A 21,524-nucleotide genomic window follows, 5' to 3' on the forward strand; every position below is an offset into this window, starting at 1 on the left:
CAAACGGCTGCGTTCTTGATCTCGGATAGCGCAATAAAACAATCAATATTAAACACTTAATTATAATTCTGACATGAAGTATCGCCCCTTGAATCCACTCCGGCCAGCACCGTGCGAGCTTCGATCTCAACGAAATCCAACGCATAACTGATGCAAATTGGTAACTCAATTCTCATTCTTTTTGTAAGCGCGCCAGAGTTGTCTTGCAAATTACCCTCTATTGATTAATGCGTCGCATTGGGCAACATGGGGTTGAAGTTTATTGATGACCAGATATCTGGCCAGAGCGCGATTTGTCGTTCCGGCAGCTACCAAATCATCTACAGCAAGTAGTTTCGACAGGAAGGTGATCGGCGGTATCGCGCCGACCTCACCCGCGTTGCGAAACTCGGTCGTCGTTCTCTGCGCAGCTCTTTGCCTTGCTCCAAAAACGGCATTGTCACGGGATGATCTCAAAGGGCGGCCGCCGGCAGAGGCAAACGCAGGTGAGGTAGATCCACTTGTCGCCGCATCGCAGGAGCCTGCCCTGACGATCCAGACATTTGCGGGTCCCGCATCTGATAATACGACGTCCGGTGCTTCACCATGTTTTCCGGTAGACACGATCCGCATCGAAGGCGGCCACGAACTCATTGGCAGCGAAGCTGTGGAGGACGTGACAAGACCCTTCGCATCGTCCTGCCAGAGCAATGAAAGCGTCGGCGGATTGCTCAAGGCGGTAAACGGTCTTTTTGCCGACAAGGGTTTTGCCACGACGCAGGCCTGGTTGCCGGAGCAAGACATTGCCGCCAGCAGAACGCTGGTCCTGCGCGTTGTGCCCGGGCGGATCGATGCGGTCGTCTACAAGGAGGAGCAGCAGCCTTATAAGGCGTTCTTTCCCCGCATGGCCGAACTAAGTGGCAACGTTGCACGGTCCTCGTCCATTTCCGAGTTCGTGCAGCAGGCAGATGCCTGGTGGGAGGGCCTTGATGACGATCTCGAACGCCTGACCTTGCTGCCGCCATCCGCCCGGATCGCGATGACTGGCACAATTGCCAAAGACGATGTCCTGCATGTCGATCGCCTGCAGGACACACTCGATAGCCTCAACAGGGTTCCTTCGAACAAGGCAAAGGCGGAGCTTGTTCCGGGCAAGAGGCCGGCGACCTCCGACGTGCAGATCACGAACCGCGTCAATGATGCCTTCAGGCTCTACGGCGGCTACGACACGGAATCCATCGAAGGCGTTGACAAGTTGCGCTTCGGGATCACGGCGGAAAAAGACAATCTCATCGGCATCAACGACATGTGGGGGCTGACGCTTAAAAGCGGCGTCGAGACCAACGAACTGAGTGGCGATTTTGCGGTTCCCGTCGGACGCGCCACAATGAGGCTGAAGGGCGACTGGTCCGAAAACATGATCGACCTCGGCCCGCTTTCCGAACTGTTCATGACGACCTGGAACGTCAGCGCAGGTGCCGACTGGATCGTTCATTCATCGCGCACGGAGCGGCTGGTTGCCGATTTCACGGTCGCGCATCGTGAACAGAACCGCTATATCAACGGCGTTGGGCTGATGGACCAGCGCGTTTCTCCGCTTCAGGCAGGCCTGACTTACAGCCGCTTTTTCGAACGCGCCAACGTGTCGGCCCGGATCGGTGCCAGCCAGGGGCTGTCTATCTTCAATGCGCGCGAAGATGCCGACGATATCGACGCCTCCATACCTCACAGCCAGTTCACAAAGCTGGATGCATCTCTTTCGGGGTCTTATGTCTTTCCCGGGCGCGCCTCCGTTTCGTCCAGCCTGTCCACACAATGGGCGGCAACCGCGCTTTATTCCGACGACCAGATGACGATCGGCTCGCGCAGTTCGGTGCGCGGATTTTCCAATGGAAGCTTCAAGGCTGACCGGGGCGCGGTGTGGCGCAACGAGGTCGCATTCGCGATGCCGGTCGATTTGCTGTTGGGGAAAGCCGGATCAGGCCCGCAGCCGGACAGCCAGAGCCCAGCGCAAATACCCGCCCCATCGTCGGAATGGGCGCGAACGACCCTCTCCCGTCTCAACCCTTATCTCTTTCTCGACGCAGGACTCGGCCGCGACGTTGCCAATGAAGTCACCGGATACCGGGTCGGCAGTGGTGTGGGCCTGCGATATGGCGGCCCAAGGCTTTCTTTCGATGTCGGCTACGCCTGGCGGGTTGCCGAAGACAGCCGAAGCCGGCGCGTGAGCGAGGAAAAGGGTGAGTTGTTCATGACACTGCGTTTGAAGGTTTTTTGAGCCATGCCGTTTTTGTTCGATCCTCCCTCAAGAGATGCTGGCAACAATCACCTCACGTTCGGGCTGTGCCGCTGGCTGGTCTCGTCGGTCTCCGGAATGGGCATGGCGGCGCTTGTTGCCGTTGGATTGCTGCTGATCGCGCCTGCGCCGAAAGCAATTGCGGAGGACGGCAAGACTCTCGCTGTCCGGGAAGAGACTTCCGGGGTTGCGTCAGAAGCAGTCGTAGATCCCAGGCGTTATGGCGATTGGGAGCTGGTCTGCAAGCCACAGGCGAATGCCGCGCCCCCTAAAGCGGAAAGCGGGGCATGCCGTCTCCAGCAGGCGCAGGCCGTCAACGGCGGAAAGGATGTCGTCTTTCTGTTCAACATTGCGAGGCAGGGAAAACAGCGCGTCGCGATCATTTCGACGCCGCTGAATGTCTATCTACCGGCAGGTCTGGAGCTGAAAATCGATGGCGGGCAGACACAGCGCGTTATCTTCGAGACCTGCAATATCTCCGGGTGCCACGCCGGCTTTGCTCTCAGCGGCGCGCTGCTCGGCGCTTTGCGCAAGGGAAACGTTCTGACGGTCGCTCTCAAGGACACCAAGGCAACCACCATCCCGCTCAAGGTTTCACTCAACGGGATCAGCGCCGGTATCGACGCGCTGGATGCGGCAACACCATGAGACCAGGCAGGAAGATATGCGCAGGGATAGCTCGCAATGTGCTGCTTGCCGGACTGATGGCGGCAGGCTGGCTATCAATGGCCGGACAAGGATTGGCGGCACCCGGCGAGTTCAAGGACTGCACGGGCAGGATAGAAGAAGTGTCCAGCAGCAGCCCGATCTCTTTTGCCGATCTGGCCGGTCGCGTCGGCAAGGTGGATTACCTGCTTTTTGGCGAACGGCATGGCGTCAGGGAGCAGGCAGTTGCGTCGTCCTGTGTGCTGTCGGCTATGGCGAAGGATGATCGTCCCGTAACCGCCGTGATGGAAATGCTCTCGCGCGATGACGATGCGGCAATTGCCCTCTATCGCAAAAACCATCCGGAAACACCGGCCGGGCTGGGCGCAGAACTTAAATGGTGGACGCGAGGCTGGCCAGCCTTCGACAACTGGTTGCCGCTCGTTGAGCGCGCATTCAGCCTTCGCGTTCCCTTACGTGGCGGCGATCTGGCGGAGAAAGACGGACGCACGGGCGAACTGACACCAAACGAGAAAAAGGCGATCCGCAAACGGCTCGGTGCAGCCGAAACCGCAGTCCGCAAAAGCTGGACGAAAGCAATGATGGCAGCGCATTGCGGACTGATCTCGGATCGGCAGGCCGCGCTGAACGCCGACCATCAGATCCGGCGCGATCTTTCCATGGCCGATGCCGCAGAGCAGGCCCGGATGTTGAAGCATGGTGTTCTGCTACAAGTCGGCCGCGGTCACGGTCGCAAGGACCGCTCTCTTTATCAGGCCCTTGCCCGGGCAGACGCGTCGGTTCTGACCGTTGGCGCTTTCGCCGAAGGTGAAAAGATCACCGACGAAGAGCGCCTCCTCTACGATTACCTCTGGATCGTCGGCAAGGCTGAACTGGCCGACCCGTGCAAACTGACAGGGCTGACGAGCAAGACAGGGGAGTCCATCTCCAGATGAGAAGCATGTTCCAGTTGGTAAACATGAAGCATTCCGTGGCAGCTAGCCTGTCCTTGCTGCTGTGCGGCGTTGCGTTGCCCGCCTTCGCGCAGGTCATTCCCGACGGTGCCAGCAATACTAGGACGAGCGCCGATGTCGTGACCGGTGCAACGACGGTTCATATAGCCGACCCGGTCGGCAGCCCCGGATCCACCATCAGCCACAATACTTATACGGAGTTTTCTGTCAGCCCTCTCGGGGTCAATCTCGACAACAGTACGGTCCATGCACGCACGATCCTGAACGAGGTGACGTCTTCCCGCATCTCCAATCTTAATGGCCCGCTGAGGGTGGTAGGCGACCCCGCGCATGTCATCATTGCCAATCCCAACGGCATTTCCGTGAACGGCGCATCCTTCCACAACACCGGCGGCGTCGTACTTTCCACCGGTGAGGCGTCGATCAGGAGCTTCGAAGTAACACCAACGTCATATCAGGATAATGTCCTGCTCAAGACAAAAGGCGGGACAATCAATGTCGGTCCCGGCGGCTTGTCCGGTGCCATGAGCACTCTGCACATGCTGGCCGGGCGTATTCGCATAGACGGGCCTGTCGAAAACAGCGCCGGTCAACTCCGTTCTACTATAGAATTAACCGCCGGCGGCAGCTCCGTCGAATACGATTCAGCGATTCTTCCGAACTCCGATCTCCAGAGCTGGGGGCGGATGGAGGCAGAAGGAAGCGACGACAATTCTGTCGCCATTGAAATAACCTCCCGCGGAACGCTGAAGGCCAATACGGTCCGCATCCGCGCCACCAACAATGGCGCAGGTGTCAGCCACGCGGGCAACGGGCTCGCGATGCTGGGCGATTTCGTGATCGATGCATCCGGCAAAGTCACTACGAGCGGGTCGATTGAAGCGAAGGACAATGTCCATGTTAAGGCGGGCTCGATAGAGGCTCGCTCACTGGCCGGTCAGCCTCAAAGCAGAATCGAAGCCATCAACGGCGCGTTGACGCTTCTGGCCGGAACGGGTGACATCACAAATACCGGTGTTCTGATGAGCGGGAAAAGCCAGGCATTCGTCAAAGCCGCTGGCGATGTAAAACTGTTGACCGAAAATACCGATCAACTGGCAATCGTCTTTGGTTCAGAGGGAAGGCTTGATGTGCAGGCCGAAGGCTCCGTTATCAACAATACGGGCAGACTCCTCTCCAACAGCGAGACGACAATCGATGCAGGCAAGGACGTCCTTAATATTGCGGACATCCTGAACGGGGAAGGTGTCTGGCACCACCAGAAAGACGACGGCAAACGCCTCTGGTACACGCTCTGGCGATCGCGGGAAACGACCGAAACTATCAGCATAAACTACGGCCAGCCGCGTCTACCCGGCCGACAGGCATATATAATCGGCAGTAGCGTCTCGGTGAAGGCTGGCGATAACATCGTTAACCGCGGCAGTTCGATCAATGCTGATTCCGGGTCGGTGTATATTGAAGGCAGTAGCATCCTCAATGAAGGCGGTCTGTCCGGCTCCCTGCAATTCGTCAAGCGCTGCAGGCTGACCTGCATCGGTTATGGCTCCTCCACGACAAATGTTTCGGGTGGCGCCATCAATGCCAACGGCAATATTGAATTGCGCGCCTCATCCTCAATCCTGAACAGATATGGCCAGATCGTCAGCTACGGCAGCATCACCGCGACTGCTCCCTCCGTGGTGCTGGAGGGCGGCTCGATCCCGACCGTCGTTCAGCGTCCAACCGGCCTCTATAATTTCTGGGGCGGATCGACCGCGTGGATCGGGACCGGCGATCAGGGCGGCGTTTTTGAAGCGCCCCAGGGCAGCATCACGATCAATGCCTTCCGCCCGGTTCAGGTGACTGCGGGCGCGCTGCGGGCACGAGATGGTGTCTTCGCCCCGTCAGGCATCGAAACCTTCAAGGAAACGGCAGGCGAAGAATACCCGTTCGGCCTCGACACCATCGGGCTCTTCCCGGGGATGGTCGGTAGATGATGGCGGCCCGACTTAACCAGAAATCACCGTTCTTGTTGGCCGTGAGGCCCAAACTCACGGCGCCGAAAAAAGACGAAATTGCTCTCGGGGCTAACCCGGAAAATCCTGATCACGGAGTTCAATCCATGCGCAACACATCATTCCGCCGACCCGCCCTCACCTCTTTGGCGCTTATCGCCCTTATGGGAGCGCTGGGTTTGGCGCAACCCGCAGCGGCTGGCCCGCTTGAAGATGGCAAGGCGCTTCTGGAAAAGAAGGATTTTTCCAATGCGGCAAAGGCTTTTGCCGACGGTTTTGACAAGGGCGATGGAGAAGCCGGCTTTCATCTGGCGCGCATGGTCGAGCTTGGTGTGGGGTTTACGCCCGACGCGGTGAAAGCACGGGCCCTCTATATTGCTGCGGCGGAAAAGGGTTCGGCTGCGGCGATGAACCGGTTGGGGCTCATGCATCTTCGCGGCGAAAATGTCCGCCAGGATTTTGCTGCCGCGGCTGAACTGATCTGCAAGGCTGCCGATCTCGGTAATCTGGAAGCGCAGTTCAATTGCGCAGGTCTTGCTCTCGATGGTCTCGGTCGCGCCAAGGATGCCGCAAGTGCCTTCGGTTATTACGAGAAGGCCTCGCAAAATGGGCATACGGGCGCGCGCAACATGGAGGCGGCACTTCTTCGCACCGGTACCGGAACCGAACAGGATCTCGCCAGGGCGGTGAAGCTGTTCGAACAGGGCGCGTCGCTCGGAAACCCGGTCTCGCTCTACGGCTTCGCCGAGATGTTGGAAAAGGGTGAAGGTGTGGCTGCCGATCCGATCCGCGCCCACCTCTATTACAACCTCGCCAATGAACGCGGACATCCCGGCGCGCGTGCGGCTCTTGAGCGGCTGACGGCGAGCATGACACCGACAGAGATCGAGGATGCGCAGGCGCGTGCCCGCAACTGGAAACCGGCTCAGGCTGCGGAAGCAAATTGATCAATCACATTGAATTTCGAGAGGGACCATGAAGATTACGACGATTTTTATCGCGGCGGGGGCTGCACTTTTGTTGGCGGGTTGCCAAACGGCGAAGCCGCTTTCTCCGGAGCAACAGGCGAAACAGGACGAATATAATCGCGAGAATGATCGAGTCGCCAAGGCGGATTGCGAACTGGTGGATCTGCTCAATCAGCGCAGGACCAAGGTGGACGAGAAGCCACTACATGCACCCGACTGCGCCTATATGCGCAGAAACAATACTCTTGTGGGTTTCGACGGCCGCCCGACGCCTTTACCGAATTTTGCCTTCAACGGGATCCCCGTGCCGATTGGCGGCGTCGTTGCACTCGCCCAGGCGGCGGAAAAGGCGACCAACGAGGAACGCGCAAAGAAAGCGCAAATACCAGCCCATCTGAAATCCGAGGATGGAGCAATCGTTTATCGGAAGATGATCCTTCGCGGGTTCAAGGAGGCCGAGGTTGCCGCAGTCGCGGACAACGCAGCTTTCTCTCACGCGGCCCTAGCGACCGGTCGCGGTCGGCAATATCTGGCATCGGGCGCGAGGTAAGCCATGCGCGTTACATTTGTCGGCAAGGCTTTGATCGCATTCGGCCTGATTGGACTTGTCGGATGTCAGGGGGCTGCTCCGTCTGCTGAACAGGCAGCCAGGCGGGAAAAAATCGAACAAGCGAATCTGCGCAATGCACAGGCGTTTTGCACGATGATCGATGAGGCAAATCGATTGACAATCGCCCGCCGGCAGATGCCGCCTGAAAACGACGATTGCGCCTATTTCAGGCGCAACGGCACCCTTGTCGGCTACAGTCCGGCGGTCAGAAACCAATATACGGGCTTTTTTGACAATCTGCGGGATGTCGCGGCCTACGGTCGCGCGCAGAAGGCAGCGTTGCCGGTCTCGGTAAAAAACGACCCGGATGCTTCGGATATCTATCGCAAATTGCTGATCCGCGGTTTCGACGAGGAGATTGCCGGTGAAGTGTCGCGTTCGCGCGCGTTCCTTGAGGCAGCTATCGCCTTCCGGCACGCACGGCAGTCGCAAGGAATAAAATAATGGCTTGTTGGAAGATGACGCGTTTCCTTCCCGTTTTCCTCTCGCTGGCCCTGGCTGCCGGCTGCCGGCCCACCGATCCGCAGCCGGTCGCGACACTGAACGGCGAAAAGATCATGTCGGCGACGTGCACCAATTCGATCGTCACCCCGACGGAGCAATCCTGCAAAAAGGCTGTCCTCGAAAAATGCCGACCGGGGGCGACCATCGCGGACATGAGCGAAACATCTCGCCCGGTTTACCGCCATCCGGGATGGACCACGCAGTATATCTGGACCGTCCTCATAAAGAACTGCTGACGATCTGGTTTGTACCTACGCGAATACGAATTCAATTGCCCTTGCTGTTGGGAGTATCCGAATGAAAACGATGATGGTCAAAGTGCTGATCCGCAAGTCCAAGCCGGGCAAGCTGGTCAAGAAAGCGACCGCATTGGTGACGTCGGTCAGCCTCGTGCTGACGACCATCGCCAGTTCATTTGCACCCGCCAGCGCGCAGGTCATCACAGATCCGACCGCGCCAATTGAGTTTCGTCCAAATGTGACGTCTTCGGACAACGGAACGCCGACGCTGAACATCGTCAAGCCGTCGAGCGGCGGCGTCAGCCATAACAAGTTGCGCGAGTACAATATCGATACGCGCGGACTGATCCTGAACAATTCCGGGCTTGGCGGAACTTCCATCATCGGCGGCAAGGTTGAATCCAATCCCAATCTCGTCGGTGGCGGCTCCGCCAAGATCATCGTCAATGAAGTAACCGGCAGCAGACGTTCCAACCTCAATGGCGTGACAGAGGTCTTTGGTTCAAAGGCCGACGTGATCGTGGCCAATCCCAATGGCATCGATTGCATGGGGTGCGGATTTATCAACACCGGTCGCGCAACGCTGACCACCGGAACCCCGCTTATCGACTACAATGCGGGCACTGTGGGGCTGGAAACCAGATCCGGCGACATCACCATTTCCGGCACCGGTGTTTCGGCCGCGGGCGGCCAGTCGCCGGACGAGATCCGGCTTGATGCAAAGTCAATCCGGATCGATGGCCTGATCGATGCGCGGGGTCGTATCGACCTCAAGGCCGGCTCCAATCGCACGGATGGTTCAACGGGCAAAACGACGGCCATCGCCGGCGATGCAGCGGGCCAGGGAATCGTTTCGAGCGCGGCAGGCGTTGTACGCGCGGCATCGATTGCGGCCCTTTCCAGCGATCTGAACACAGGTATTTCGCTGGCTGGCAACATACAGGCCCTTGGTATGCTCGATGCCAATGGCGCACTCCTGCCAGGCGCACTTTCGCTCGTCTCCGCTGGTGATATCCGGATGGTTTCGGGTGGCATAGCCGGCAACGCCGACCTTCGTGCAGCAGGCGCGCTTCAGATTGCGCGCGATCTCGCGGCCCAGGGAGAAATATCCATCACTGCCCGCGATGTTTCCCTGCTCGATACGGCGACCGTAGAAGGCGGGCGCGGCCTTTCCATCGTTGCGAGTGCCGACATCGTTTCCGCTGCCGTCCTCAAATCCGGCGGTGCGATGACGGTGGATGCGGGCAGCAACGCCTCTCTGTCCGGCATTATCGCCAGCGTCGGCAATATGAACCTGCGTGCGACAGACAAACTTGCCACCGACACGGCGACCCTTGTCGCGCCGAACATCGACATCAGGGCGAAGGACGTGGCGCTGACCTCGACCTGGTTCGAGCCGGAAAACCAGGGTTCGATCACGGCAACCAATGTCGAGATCGGTGACGGCACCCAGTTCAAAAAGACTTCTCCCGTCTTCATCAATGCGGCTGAACAGCTAACCATCGGCACCCGGATCGATACCGCGGGCTATCCTGCGCTTGCGATGGCATTCCGGGATCTGGCTATTTCGAACACCGGTGTGTTCACGACGGGCGACCACCTGTTCGATGTCCGCAACTTCAGGAATGCCGGCGTACTCCTTTCAAGCGGCCAACTCGCGATCAACGCTCAGCAGGCGATCGTTGATGCAACGGGTGTCATCAAGGCCGGGACGCTCAGGATAACGACCGCAGGCAATCTCACCAATCTGGGAAGCCTCCTCTCCGAAACGACGCTTACGCTTCTTTCTGACGGAAGTGTAACAAACGATGGAAAGATAACCGCAGCAGGTGAACTTGAACTCGATGCCGTAAATTATATCGCCAACTCGCAGGGGGCTCAATTGGCTGCCCGGAAGGCAGTGCTGATCCTCGGAAGCGAACTCCGCAACAACGGAGCGATTAGCGCACTCGAGACCGTCGATATCAGCGCGGGTGGCGCGATCACGAACACCGGTACGATCAGCTCAAATGCAGACCTCACTCTCGTGGCGGCTGATATCCTCAACTCTGGCGCAACAGCATTGATCGGAACACATGGAAATCTTTCGATCACGTCCGGTCACCTCGCCAACCTGTTCGGCACTCTCCAGGCCAATGGAAGCTTCGAAATCGCCGCATCCGGCTCTCTCACTAATGCCGGTCTGCTGCTCGGACGGTCTGACCTTGGAGTTACAGCCTCAGCACTGACCAATCTCGAAACCGGCAAGATCCATGCAGGACGGATAGACATCAAGCTGGATGCTGGAGACCTGACCAATCTTGGTCAGATGGTCAGTGGAGAAACGCTCGGCATTGTCACTGCGGGAAGTGTCCTCAACGACGGTGTCGTCCAGGCGAGGTCATCCACGCTGCGCCTGGAAGCCGTTTCCTACGTTTCGAATTCTCCTGCCGCAGAGCTGGTTGCCGCAAACGCAAATATCATCCTTTCTGGATCCTTACGCAATGCGGGTCTGATCGCCACGCCTGGGACGCTGACTCTGCAAGCGGCGCAGGGTGCGCGAAATGAGGCAAGCGGCGAAATCGTCGCTAAGGTTATCGAGACGAAGGTCGTTGGCGATCTCGTCAATCTCGGCAAACTCGTTTCCGAGACGACGCTGAGTGCCACCGTTTCCGGCCTTCTTGCCAATAGCGGTTCTATCCATGCCGTCGGCGATCTGGAACTGACTGTCGCTGATCTGATCAACAGTGGTTCCGGGTCAAGTATCGCCAGCAAGGGTGACATAACCATTCTAGCCTCGCGCGGCATCACCAACAATGCAGGTTCAATCGCTTCCAATCGCGCGCTAACGCTTTCGGCAGACACGACTTTGTCAAATTCCGGTCTTCTGCAAGGTCGCGAGGGGCTTTCAGCTTCTGCGGAGAAGCTCGATAACCAGCAAGCAGGGCGCATATATTCCGGTTCGACACGCCAGACAGAAAATGGCACCGTACCGGTTGGCGAACTGACCGTAAACCTTTCCGGAAGTCTCTCCAATCTCGGTCAGATCGTTTCGGCCAACGGTGCCCTGCTTTCAGCGGCGGCAAGTCTTGGCAACAACGGATCAATTGAGGCTGGTGGAAATCTGCGTCTTCAGACTTACAGCTATATTCCCGGTTCTTCGTCTGCCCGTCTGGTGGCCCGCAATCTCGATCTCATCCTTGGTTCGTCCTTCACGAATGCCGGGTTGCTTACCGTTGCCGGCAAGCTTGGTCTCGATGTCAAAGGCAATCTTGTCAACGGTGCCACAGGTAAAATCGATGCCGGAGCGATAGAGACCAGTGTCAGTGGAAACCTGCACAATCTCGGTTCGATCCTGACACCCGGAACACTGAACGTTGTGGTTGGCGGCCTAATGACAAACGAAGCGCTGATCCATGCCGGGACAGGATTGAAAGCCCAGGCCGCATCGCTCGCCAATGTCGGGACCAACGCCGCACTCAAGTCCAGTGCCAATATGATCCTCGATATAAGTGGCAATCTCGACAACAACCTCGGCCGCATATTCGCCGGCGGCAATCTTGCTATCGAGGTCCTGGCAACGCTGACCAACGCGTCGGCCCGCATCGAAAGCGGCGCTGACATGCAGATCAAAGCCGCAGCACTGATCAACACCGCGCTGGACGGAACCGACAGCCTACAAGACTATCGCCGGCTGGGCGAGCTCAGCATTCTCTATGCGACCGAGCGCAGCAGCAGTAGGGCTAGATATTATGGCACGATGAGTGCTGCACGCGACGAATTCTCTGGAATCGTTCGGGTTCGATTGCCCGGAACGATCCGCGCCGGCGCCAATATGGCGATCTCAGGCGACGCCCTTGAAAACCGCGAAGGCCGTATCCTCGCGAAAAAGGACCTCTCCATCGACATGAACCGTATCTTCAACGATATGGTCACCAGCACCGTCGATCACTATCGCGTGGAATGGCGCGGAAACCGGGAATCCATGAAGGGGTCCGGCAAGTTCCATGCCCCTGTAGGCGCCGACCCGCAATGGCGCGTTTTGCCCTTCAGCGCCGGAGCCTTCAAGGATTCCGGGCTCGCTGAGCGCGCCTTGGGCGGCGACAGGATGATCGTCATCTCGAAGGGTAAATCGCCCATCACCGTCACCTATTCCGGTAAACAGCAATACCGGGACAATGTATTCAACGATGGCATGGTTCAGATGGTCGAATATGCCGACGCGGCAAGTCTGCTTGATCTGGCCGCACTCGGTATCGATCCCAATAACATCCCCGACGTGATTATGATCGGCAACCGGATGGCCGACATAGGGGATACTCCTTATGGCAATCACACAAAGACATATATCGGAACCGCCTCCGTTGGCGTTGGCTCGATGATAAAGTCGGGCGGCTCTCTTATGATTGACGGTGGTGCTGCGATCACCAATCGCGGCACGCTTTCGGGAAGCCTCGTGTCCATTGAGGCGGGAGAATTGCAAAACGGCCTTGGCACGCCCGGCGGCATCAATGGTTCCGGCTTCGGCAATTATAGCGGCACGATGCCTGTTGGCATCAGTGGCAATGTCGGCTCGGCTATTGGCGCGGCCGCAGGCCAATTGGGCGTCGTCAATTTCGTGCTAGACGACGTCTCGGTTCCCCCTCTCGACCTCGGGGCTTTCGAGGCGCGCAATCTGCACAGCGTCAACGCCTCCGATTTCGGCAACCTCGTGCGCGTTACCGGCTCGACAGAAGCTGCGCGCCTGCTCGGCTCGGCGCGCATAGATGGCGCGGCGCTCACCTTCTATGCGGATCCGGTCGCAGAGGCCAAGGCTCTCGCCGAGGCCGCCCGCCAGCAGGCTGGCACGCATCTGGTCGTCGATCCGTCTCTCTCAGTGGAAGAGCAACGGGAGCAGCTTTACCGCAATGCGGCCGAATTCGCAGCGAGCACCGGCGCGCGATACGGCGTGGCCTTGACCGAGGCGCAGCGCGCGGCTCTCGAAAAGCCGATCGTATGGCATGAAACCCGCATCATCGACGGCAAGCCCGTGCTTGTTCCTCGGCTCTACCTGCCCTCGCAGGATGAACTGTTGCGCGGCGGACGAGGCGCCGGCCTGATCGCTGCCGACGATCTCCTGATCGACATTGACGGCAAGCTCAACAATAGCGGCGCGATTGTGGCCTCCGGGCTCGCCTCGATTTCCGCCTCCTCCATCCTTAACCAGCGTCTGATCGACCTCGATGAGCGTGACCGCGCTCTTGCCGGTGGGCGTGGCGACAGCGGCCTCATCTCTGCCGGCACGCTGTTCATGGCGACCGATGGCGATCTTTTGAATCGGGGCGGCACGCTCGCCTCGGCGGGCGATATCGATCTGAGGATCGGCGGCTCGCTGATCAACGAAACAGAGCGTTACACCCGTACCGTCGATTCACAGGACGGTTGCGTCGGCAAGGCCTGCGGCACCCTGCGTACCGATTATAATGTCGCTTCCATCACGGCCGGACGGGATCTGACCGTCATCGCCGACCGGGATATCGTCAATAGCGGCGGTACACTCGGCTCCGTCACCGACATGCTGCTTGCAGCCGGTCGCGATGTAACCTTCGAGACGCTGAAGGACAGTTTCGTCGCCGAAGATTATAAGAAGCGCGGCTTCCTGTCGGGCATCACGGTACTGCGCAACGAGATCACCACCGCCGAGGCCAGCGCCCAGTCGCTGGTTGGCGATGTCTCGATCCTTGCCGGTTACAGCGTATGCGACGGTGGCAGCCTGTGCGCGAAGGGAACCGCTCCCGGCGATGTTCTTCTGAACGGCGCGTTGGTCAGCGCCTTCGACAAGCTCTCGATCGACGCCACCGGCAAAATCGACATGGGTGTCGTTAGTGAGGAAGTCCATAACCGCTACAAGGAATGGGGTTTCAAGGGTCTGGGCTGGGGCTCGGTCAAACAGGCGTGGAACGATGTCGATACGACCGTCACCCGCCTTTCGGGCAATGACGTCTCGCTCAATGCCAAGGGTCCGATCACCGGTACGGGCGTGAAGATCGCCGCCGTCAACGACCTTCTGATGAAGACCGATGACACGATCCGGCTGGAAGCGGCGCAGGATGCGCTTTATTTCACGGAGAAGGGTTTTTACGTCGGGCTGAGCTTCCCGGGATCCGCCGGCATAGACGCCGCATTGAAGGGCGGCTCCAGTGGCCAGATCCTGTCGGGTCTTGCCGGCATCAATCCCGTCACCGCCAAACTCGCAACGCTTGCCAATGCCGACAATGGACTTGCGGCGGGGCTGGCTGCCGTCAATCTGGCGACTACCGGGGCCTCGATCTTTGGCGGAGCAGCGAAAGCTGGTGGCGGCGGCGATACCCAAATCTCGACCGACGCCTTCAAAAATGCACTAAACGACCGCCTCAATCCACTATCGCAGTTCACGGACGAAAACGGCAATTTCTCGGCCAAGAACTTTGGCATCAACCTGTCCGTCTGGAAGAGCGAACAGCGCTGGAGTGAGAGCCAGATTTCCGAACTGACGGCTGGCGGCGATATCGTCATGAAGGCCGGGCTGGACGTCATTCTGGACCAGGGCACGAAGATGGTCTCCGGCGGCGATGTCTCCATCGATGCCGGCCGCGATATCCTCATGGCGGCGCTTGTCGATTACGCAAAAGACAAATCGTCCTCCTTCGGCCTGCAGCTCTCCCTGTCCTCGATCGGCTTCGATATCGGCAAGTCGAAGGGCTATGACGAGACGCTGACGAATGCCTCCATCACCGCCGCCGGCAATGTCTCGCTGACATCGGGCCGCGATACGGCGCTTCTGGGCGGCAACATCATCGGCAGGACGGTCGATCTTGATGTCGGGCGCGATCTCACCATCCTCTCGCCGCAGGCGCAGGGCTGGCGCGACGGCTTTTCCTTCGGCCTGACGGTTGGCGTCAACCCCGCCGATTGGAGCGTTCGCGGCTCGAAGGAGGACGGTTTCAAGGCATGGTCCTCCGGCTCGGGGATTGTCGCTGCGCAGGGCATCGATATCAAGGTTGCCGAAGACACCACGCTGGTCGGTGCGCTGCTTCAGGCAACCGATGGCGATATCAGCCTCGATACCGGCACACTGACCGTGGCTGACCTGAAGGATACCGACCAGTACAAGAACGTTGGCGGGTCTATCGGCATGAGCGGCGGTGGGCTAAACTCCGTCGGTTTCTCTTATGAGAAGAAGGACAAGCAGGGCGAGACCCGCACGACGCTCGATGCCTCCGGTGAATTGAACGTCACCATCCGCGATGCGGACAAGGACGGCATTGCTGGAACGGAGGCCGACAAGGCGGCAGCCGAGCAGCTACTCGCCTCTATCAACAAGGATGCCTCGAAGTATCAGGAAATCAACAAGGACAGCTATACCAAGCTGTCGGGTGAACTCGATGCCCAGAATCTGATCGAGTTCGGCGATAACATCAAGGCGATCCAGAACTATCAGCGAGCCCAAAATGCGCTGGCTCCGGGAGAGATCGCGGCTCAGGGTGGCCGGGCTGTCGATGTCTGGCGCAAAATGATCATCAATGGTGCGTCACCGGAAGAAGCAACAGCGCTTGGTAAGAGCGATCTTTTTGCGTCAACGGTCTCGATGCTAGAAAGCCATGATTCTGCCCTGCGGCACTACGGCTCGGAGGCTGCGATTCCCGTTTCCGTTCGTCAGGCAATAGCGCTTGGTCAGCTTGTTCTCTTCGGCCAAGCTGCCGGTGATGCAGGAGTGCGGATTTCTGTTTCATGCGGCACATTCGGGACATGCAGCGTCGAGTTAGCAGAATTCGAGGCGTCGCTTGCTAACAACGTCGAGGCGGTCAATGAGCAACTTGCGCTGGTGCGGAAAGGGTTTGTTTCGGCAATCATCGACAGCAGCAGCCCTCTGGCGGCGGCCTATGTCGCGTTTCAGGCGCTCCTTCAATGTGTCGAGGGCGACCCCACTGGCGGAGCAGAGGATTTGCTTGCAGCCTATAGAGGTAACCAGACGCTTGTCCACTCCATGCTGCGGCAAGCGGAAGGTCAGGCAAGCGCATCGAGTGTCATTTCCGCCCTTCTTGATTTCGAGCAGGATCGTAACGGGACTGTATTCGCTGAAAGCTTTACAGGCGCCACACGCGCAATGACCACGGCAGAGCTCGTAGTTGTCGGTACTATTATTACCACAGTAGCTGTCGGCGGGATTACTATTGCTGTCGCGCCTGAGCTTGTTGCGATCGTAAAATTGTGCGGTATTAGCCCAGCATGTTATGCTGCTGCAGGAGTCCCTGTTCAAACCATCGGTATAACGGCTGGGGAAATCGCGGCGGGAGATGCCCTCGGCGGCGGGACGCTGGTAGTAGGTGCCGGTGCGATCGCAAAAGCGGACGATATTGCTGACGCGTTGCGGCTCCGGCAAAGTGCGGAAAACATCGCGACAGGAAGACGTCTGAATAGCCAACTGATCGGGCTGGAGGTTGCAAGCGGCCATGCGTTTGAGAAGCACTTGCTGGGCGGAGAGTTTGCTGATTTGGGTATAACCACACGAAGACAATTTCAGGATTTCGTTGAAGGAATCGTATCCAATCCAGCAGTTGATCGTCGATACACTAAAGATGGAACAGTTTTTTATCTGGATCACAAAACTAGAACGGTTGTCATAAGTGGACAGAGAGGGGAAGCAACCGCATTTAGACCCGAATTCGATGTAGGGTGGGATACCTACATCAATTCCTCAAGTGTTCCGAAAAATAAATTGCCGCTGGAGCATGATTCAGTACCGAACGGGAGAACTTACTGAAATGACAAAGTTATTCGAGTTAGGTCTCACTGAAGAGGAGATACTATATATCGTGGCTGCGAGCTTTACTGTTATTCAGCATGTCCCAAAGAAATCTTTACCAACTTACACTGGGTTTACAGACGATGAAATCCGTCGATTTATAATAAAAGTCGAAGATTTTATTCATTCAAACGGTATAGAAAGATAAAACTTGTCGTAGATTCTTGATACATGTTTGACAAAAATATTTTGAGCAAGGAACCTTGCGAAGATATAAGCCGAGCGCTCAAAGGTCCAGTCGCTGGTTGGCGATGTCTCGATCCTTGCGGGCTACGGCGTATGCGACGGCGGCAGCCTGTGCGCGAAGGGAACCGCTCCCGGCGATGTTCTTCTGAACGGCGCGTTGGTCAGCGCCTTCGACAAGCTCTCGATCGACGCCACCGGCAAAATCGACATGGGTGTCGTCAGTGAGGAGGTTCATAACCGCTACAAGGAATGGGGTTTCAAGGGTCTGGGCTGGGGCTCGGTCAAACAGGCGTGGAACGATGTCGATACGACCGTCACCCGCCTTTCGGGCAATGACGTCTCGCTCAATGCCAAGGGTCCGATCACCGGTACGGGCGTGAAGATCGCCGCCGTCAACGACCTTCTGATGAAGACCGATGACACGATCCGGCTGGAAGCGGCGCAGGATGCGCTTTATTTCACGGAGAAGGGTTTTTACGTCGGGCTGAGCTTCCCGGGATCCGCCGGCATAGACGCCGCATTGAAGGGCGGCTCCAGTGGCCAGATCCTGTCGGGTCTTGCCGGCATCAATCCCGTCACCGCCAAACTCGCAACGCTTGCCAATGCCGACAATGGACTTGCGGCGGGGCTGGCTGCCGTCAATCTGGCGACTACCGGGGCCTCGATCTTTGGCGGAGCAGCGAAAGCTGGTGGCGGCGGCGATACCCAAATCTCGACCGACGCCTTCAAAAATGCACTAAACGACCGCCTCAATCCACTATCGCAGTTCACGGACGAAAACGGCAATTTCTCGGCCAAGAACTTTGGCATCAACCTGTCCGTCTGGAAGAGCGAACAGCGCTGGAGTGAGAGCCAGATTTCCGAACTGACGGCTGGCGGCGATATCGTCATGAAGGCCGGGCTGGACGTCATTCTGGACCAGGGCACGAAGATGGTCTCCGGCGGCGATGTCTCCATCGATGCCGGCCGCGATATCCTCATGGCGGCGCTTGTCGATTACGCAAAAGACAAATCGTCCTCCTTCGGCCTGCAGCTCTCCCTGTCCTCGATCGGCTTCGATATCGGCAAGTCGAAGGGCTATGACGAGACGCTGACGAATGCCTCCATCACCGCCGCCGGCAATGTCTCGCTGACATCGGGCCGCGATACGGCGCTTCTGGGCGGCAACATCATCGGCAGGACGGTCGATCTTGATGTCGGGCGCGATCTCACCATCCTCTCGCCGCAGGCGCAGGGCTGGCGCGACGGCTTTTCCTTCGGCCTGACGGTTGGCGTCAACCCCGCCGATTGGAGCGTTCGCGGCTCGAAGGAGGACGGTTTCAAGGCATGGTCCTCCGGCTCGGGGATTGTCGCTGCGCAGGGCATCGATATCAAGGTTGCCGAAGACACCACGCTGGTCGGTGCGCTGCTTCAGGCAACCGATGGCGATATCAGCCTCGATACCGGCACACTGACCGTGGCTGACCTGAAGGATACCGACCAGTACAAGAACGTTGGCGGGTCTATCGGCATGAGCGGCGGTGGGCTAAACTCCGTCGGCTTCTCCTATGAGAAGAAGGACAAGCAGGGCGAGACCCGCACGACGCTCGATGCCTCCGGTGAATTGAACGTCACCATCCGCGATGCGGACAAGGACGGCATTGCTGGAACGGAGGCCGACAAGGCGGCAGCCGAGCAGCTACTCGCCTCTATCAACAAGGATGCCTCGAAGTATCAGGAAATCAACAAGGACAGCTATACCAAGCTGTCGGGTGAACTCGATGCCCAGAATCTGATCGAGTTCGGCGATAACATCAAGGCGATCCGGAACTATCAGCGGGCTATGAACGCCGCCATTCCGGAAGCCATCGCTGCGGAAGGGCCGGAAAACGTCGACTACTATAGGCGTCTGCTGGCCAACGGTCTAACGCCGACTGAAGCGGCACGCGCTATCGAAGCCCCAGAGATCCAGCAATTCGTCTCAAGCCAGCGTGTCTGGAACGACGCGGTTGGTTTCTATGGTTCGGCGAGCAAGGTCCCGGCTGAAATCAAGGCCGCAATTGCAAACGGTATAAAGCTTGATTTTTCTACAGGCGAACCGCTGATAAGACGGGAAGGCTGCGAAACCAATGGCTTCGGTTGCGAAGTAAAATTCCAGACGCAGAATGCTGAGGGCATGCGTCAGGCCGAGATTGCAGTTTCCAACGCGAAGTCCGAACTCGAAACGTTGGTGCCTCAATTACAAGGGCTGCTCGACAAGGCGCTTTCCGGCGACCTTACGATCAATCCTGCTGCACTGTCGCTCGAGATCGAGAAGACCAAGGCGAAGATCTCTGCCGCCATGTTCATCTATGAGCTCTGCTATGACACGGTCGGTGAAACCTCACTCGTCAAGGTCCTGAACGACGTGGTGAATTCAACACCATCCAACGCGGGTGGCATCTACGGGGAACTTGGTGCAGCAGATGTTACAGGTTTCCTCGAGACAAGCTTCAGCGACGTCCGCCGGAAAGTCTTCTACAGCGACAAGCCGGGAGCAATCGAAACTGCAGATGAGGTTTTTCTTCTGACACCAAGCCCCGCATTCGTCGCGTCGGGCGCCAAACTCACCGGGAAGGTCATCGCAAGTGGAGCTTTGCGACTCTACGAAACAACTGCTGGCAAGTGGTTGTCGAAAGAGGCGATCGAGTATTCGATCAGCAAGGATGTAATAGCAAAATATAATCCCTTAAACAAAGGGCCGCTTCCAAATGACATCGCGCAGACGTTTAGAAGCGGAACCTATGACGAAGTGGTGACGACCAAGCCCACGACCCTCTATCGCGTGATCAGTGACGATGGAAACCCCGCTGGCGGTTACTGGACTACGGCAAAGCCTAGGGGGCCTTTGCAATCTGTTATCGATAGTGCACTCGATCAAAATTGGGGTAATAAAGCGACGCGAATAGTCGAAATGGAGGTGCCTCCAGGCACGAAATTGTTTGAGGGCGTTGCGGCCCAACAGAGGGCGCTCGTCGGCGGCGGTAATCAAATCTATTTCGATCGATCGATCAACCCATTGAATCCCAACTGGATAAAACAATGAAAAACTGTGACTGGGAAGAAATTTCCTCCTTCAGAAGCTTAAGCGAATATCAGCGATTTTTAGCTTGGCTCGAAGAGCAAGTAAAAAGAGGAGAGTGCGAAGAAATCGTAGAAGATAAGACTATTTTCTTTGAACCGGCCGAGCGTAAGTTTCGCTGTAGAGAGAGTGGTGAAATATGGCGCTTGTTGTGTCCTGATCCGGGCTATTTCTCAGGTTCATGGCGTCCTGAAGTGATTGGCACTGAGAGGTGACACCAACTCAGTTCCCCGGCAATTTTACATTCCAGCGTGAATCACCCTACCCCATCCCCTTTGGCTTAGAAATATCCATCACCTCACGTCCCCAGACCACGCCGCGATTTGCGATGGCTCGTGCAATATCCTCCACTTCCCGCTTCCGGGCTTGGATAATTGTCGTCGCCCGCGATAGCTCGACCTGCGGATATCGGTTACCAAGGTGGTTATCGTGGAAAGGCGCGATTGGTGTATTCCAACGATGGAATGATATATTATTCACCTGATCACTATAAGAAACTCGAAATGATTGAAAACAGAGCAGGAGGAATAAACTGAAAGAGATAAAGCTAGACCTTCTGAACATTGAAACGGAAGATCAGTTCCATGATTTTGTTCAAAATAAATTAGAATTTCCTTATTATTATGGGAGAAATGCAGATGCGTTTTGGGATTGCATAACCGATATTTTCGATGAAATATCATTTCATATATTAAACTACGACAAGCAAAGTTCTTTTGTTAAAAGGCAAATAGATGTATATATCTATATGATGTTTCTATATCAATAGAAGAGAAAAGGACGATTTTCTATTCACGTTTACTTCGATTAAGTGTAGAATATTTGAAGGGCTTTTAAGTTTGGCGCTCGACGTTTCAAACCCCTCGGTTGTCGCCGGAAAGAGGAATTGTCCGAGAGAAGCCACGAGTGGTCCGCTTGCACGTGCTTTGTTTCGATTATCATCGAAAGAGTATCAAGGGAATTTTGCTCTTTGTGGTGACAAGGATAACTACATTATTGTTGACGAGTTGGTTGATGATGCCCTTTATTGGGCAAGAAAAAAACTCATATCTGTTGATCGCGGAACAGAACTCTATTTAAAAATTGAGCGACTGTTTACTCTTTTGAAGGAGTGATCTGAACCCTTCAAACTGGACCGTTTTTGGTTAGAGTTTTCCGGTGCATTTTCCTGGCTGGGAAAGGAACGGAAGACGATGAAAGCATCACAGTTTTCGGACGCACAG

The 21,524-nt window shown here is 57.0% G+C and carries 13 protein-coding genes; all 13 read left to right on the top strand.

Annotation, left to right across the window (positions count from 1 at the left end; all coding sequences use genetic code 11):
- Positions 1-265: 265 nt before the first annotated feature.
- The 13 genes from PH605_RS22985 to PH605_RS23040 all read left to right on the top strand — a co-directional run bounded on the left by PH605_RS22985 (position 266) and on the right by PH605_RS23040 (position 21,416).
- A complete protein-coding gene (locus PH605_RS22985) occupies positions 266-2,257 on the top strand; it encodes a ShlB/FhaC/HecB family hemolysin secretion/activation protein (protein ID WP_237680959.1) in 1,992 nt (663 codons plus the stop codon).
- Between the two features lie 102 nt (positions 2,258-2,359).
- The gene (locus PH605_RS22990) at positions 2,360-2,923 is read left to right on the top strand and encodes an invasion associated locus B family protein (protein WP_237680960.1); all 564 of its coding nucleotides are present in this window, start codon (positions 2,360-2,362) and stop codon (positions 2,921-2,923) included.
- A gap of 38 nt (positions 2,924-2,961) precedes the next feature.
- Positions 2,962-3,876, top strand: coding sequence for a ChaN family lipoprotein (locus PH605_RS22995; protein WP_237680961.1), 915 nt, complete (start codon positions 2,962-2,964; stop codon positions 3,874-3,876).
- 5 nt (positions 3,877-3,881) lie between these two features.
- Positions 3,882-5,873: a filamentous hemagglutinin N-terminal domain-containing protein gene (locus PH605_RS23000; RefSeq protein ID WP_237680962.1), complete on the top strand. Its 1,992-nt coding sequence runs from the start codon at positions 3,882-3,884 to the stop codon at positions 5,871-5,873.
- Between the two features lie 125 nt (positions 5,874-5,998).
- The gene (locus PH605_RS23005; RefSeq protein WP_237680963.1) at positions 5,999-6,838 is read left to right on the top strand and encodes a tetratricopeptide repeat protein; all 840 of its coding nucleotides are present in this window, start codon (positions 5,999-6,001) and stop codon (positions 6,836-6,838) included.
- A gap of 28 nt (positions 6,839-6,866) precedes the next feature.
- On the top strand, positions 6,867-7,409 hold the full coding sequence (locus PH605_RS23010; RefSeq protein WP_142846358.1) for a hypothetical protein: 543 nt from the start codon (positions 6,867-6,869) through the stop codon (positions 7,407-7,409).
- Positions 7,410-7,439: 30 nt separating this feature from the next.
- Positions 7,440-7,913 (top strand): hypothetical protein, encoded by a 474-nt coding sequence (locus PH605_RS23015; RefSeq protein WP_142846360.1) that lies wholly within the window; start codon positions 7,440-7,442, stop codon positions 7,911-7,913.
- A gap of 14 nt (positions 7,914-7,927) precedes the next feature.
- Entirely contained in the window at positions 7,928-8,209 is a 282-nt protein-coding gene (locus PH605_RS23020) for a hypothetical protein (protein ID WP_233283531.1), read from the top strand.
- A 61-nt stretch (positions 8,210-8,270) separates the two neighbouring features.
- Entirely contained in the window at positions 8,271-16,973 is an 8,703-nt protein-coding gene (locus PH605_RS23025) for a two-partner secretion domain-containing protein (protein ID WP_237680964.1), read from the top strand.
- Positions 16,974-17,358: 385 nt separating this feature from the next.
- Positions 17,359-20,265 carry a hemagglutinin repeat-containing protein gene (locus PH605_RS23030; protein ID WP_237680965.1) on the top strand — a complete coding sequence of 969 codons (2,907 nt, stop codon included), beginning with the start codon at positions 17,359-17,361 and terminating at the stop codon, positions 20,263-20,265.
- Positions 20,262-20,516, top strand: coding sequence for a hypothetical protein (locus tag PH605_RS23035; RefSeq protein WP_142846362.1), 255 nt, complete (start codon positions 20,262-20,264; stop codon positions 20,514-20,516). The genes PH605_RS23030 and PH605_RS23035 overlap by 4 nt, the downstream gene beginning before the upstream one ends.
- Positions 20,517-20,842: 326 nt before the next feature.
- Positions 20,843-21,070, top strand: a complete 228-nt coding sequence (locus tag PH605_RS25420; protein ID WP_425292611.1) for a barstar family protein — start codon at positions 20,843-20,845, stop codon at positions 21,068-21,070.
- A 70-nt stretch (positions 21,071-21,140) separates the two neighbouring features.
- On the top strand, positions 21,141-21,416 hold the full coding sequence (locus tag PH605_RS23040; RefSeq protein WP_161988001.1) for a hypothetical protein: 276 nt from the start codon (positions 21,141-21,143) through the stop codon (positions 21,414-21,416).
- Positions 21,417-21,524 lie beyond the last annotated feature (108 nt).

Source organism: Agrobacterium sp. CFBP 3001 (genome assembly GCF_027871605.1).
In the GTDB taxonomy this organism is placed as follows: domain Bacteria; phylum Pseudomonadota; class Alphaproteobacteria; order Rhizobiales; family Rhizobiaceae; genus Agrobacterium; species Agrobacterium leguminum.

Coding starts and splice junctions, on each gene's coding strand:
- PH605_RS22985 (WP_237680959.1), top strand. CDS start 266: ATGACCAGATATCTGGCCAGAGCGCGATTTGTCGTTCCGGCAGCTACC.
- PH605_RS22990 (WP_237680960.1), top strand. CDS start 2,360: ATGGCGGCGCTTGTTGCCGTTGGATTGCTGCTGATCGCGCCTGCGCCG.
- PH605_RS23000 (WP_237680962.1), top strand. CDS start 3,882: ATGTTCCAGTTGGTAAACATGAAGCATTCCGTGGCAGCTAGCCTGTCC.
- PH605_RS23005 (WP_237680963.1), top strand. CDS start 5,999: ATGCGCAACACATCATTCCGCCGACCCGCCCTCACCTCTTTGGCGCTT.
- PH605_RS23010 (WP_142846358.1), top strand. CDS start 6,867: ATGAAGATTACGACGATTTTTATCGCGGCGGGGGCTGCACTTTTGTTG.
- PH605_RS23020 (WP_233283531.1), top strand. CDS start 7,928: ATGACGCGTTTCCTTCCCGTTTTCCTCTCGCTGGCCCTGGCTGCCGGC.
- PH605_RS23025 (WP_237680964.1), top strand. CDS start 8,271: ATGAAAACGATGATGGTCAAAGTGCTGATCCGCAAGTCCAAGCCGGGC.
- PH605_RS23035 (WP_142846362.1), top strand. CDS start 20,262: ATGAAAAACTGTGACTGGGAAGAAATTTCCTCCTTCAGAAGCTTAAGC.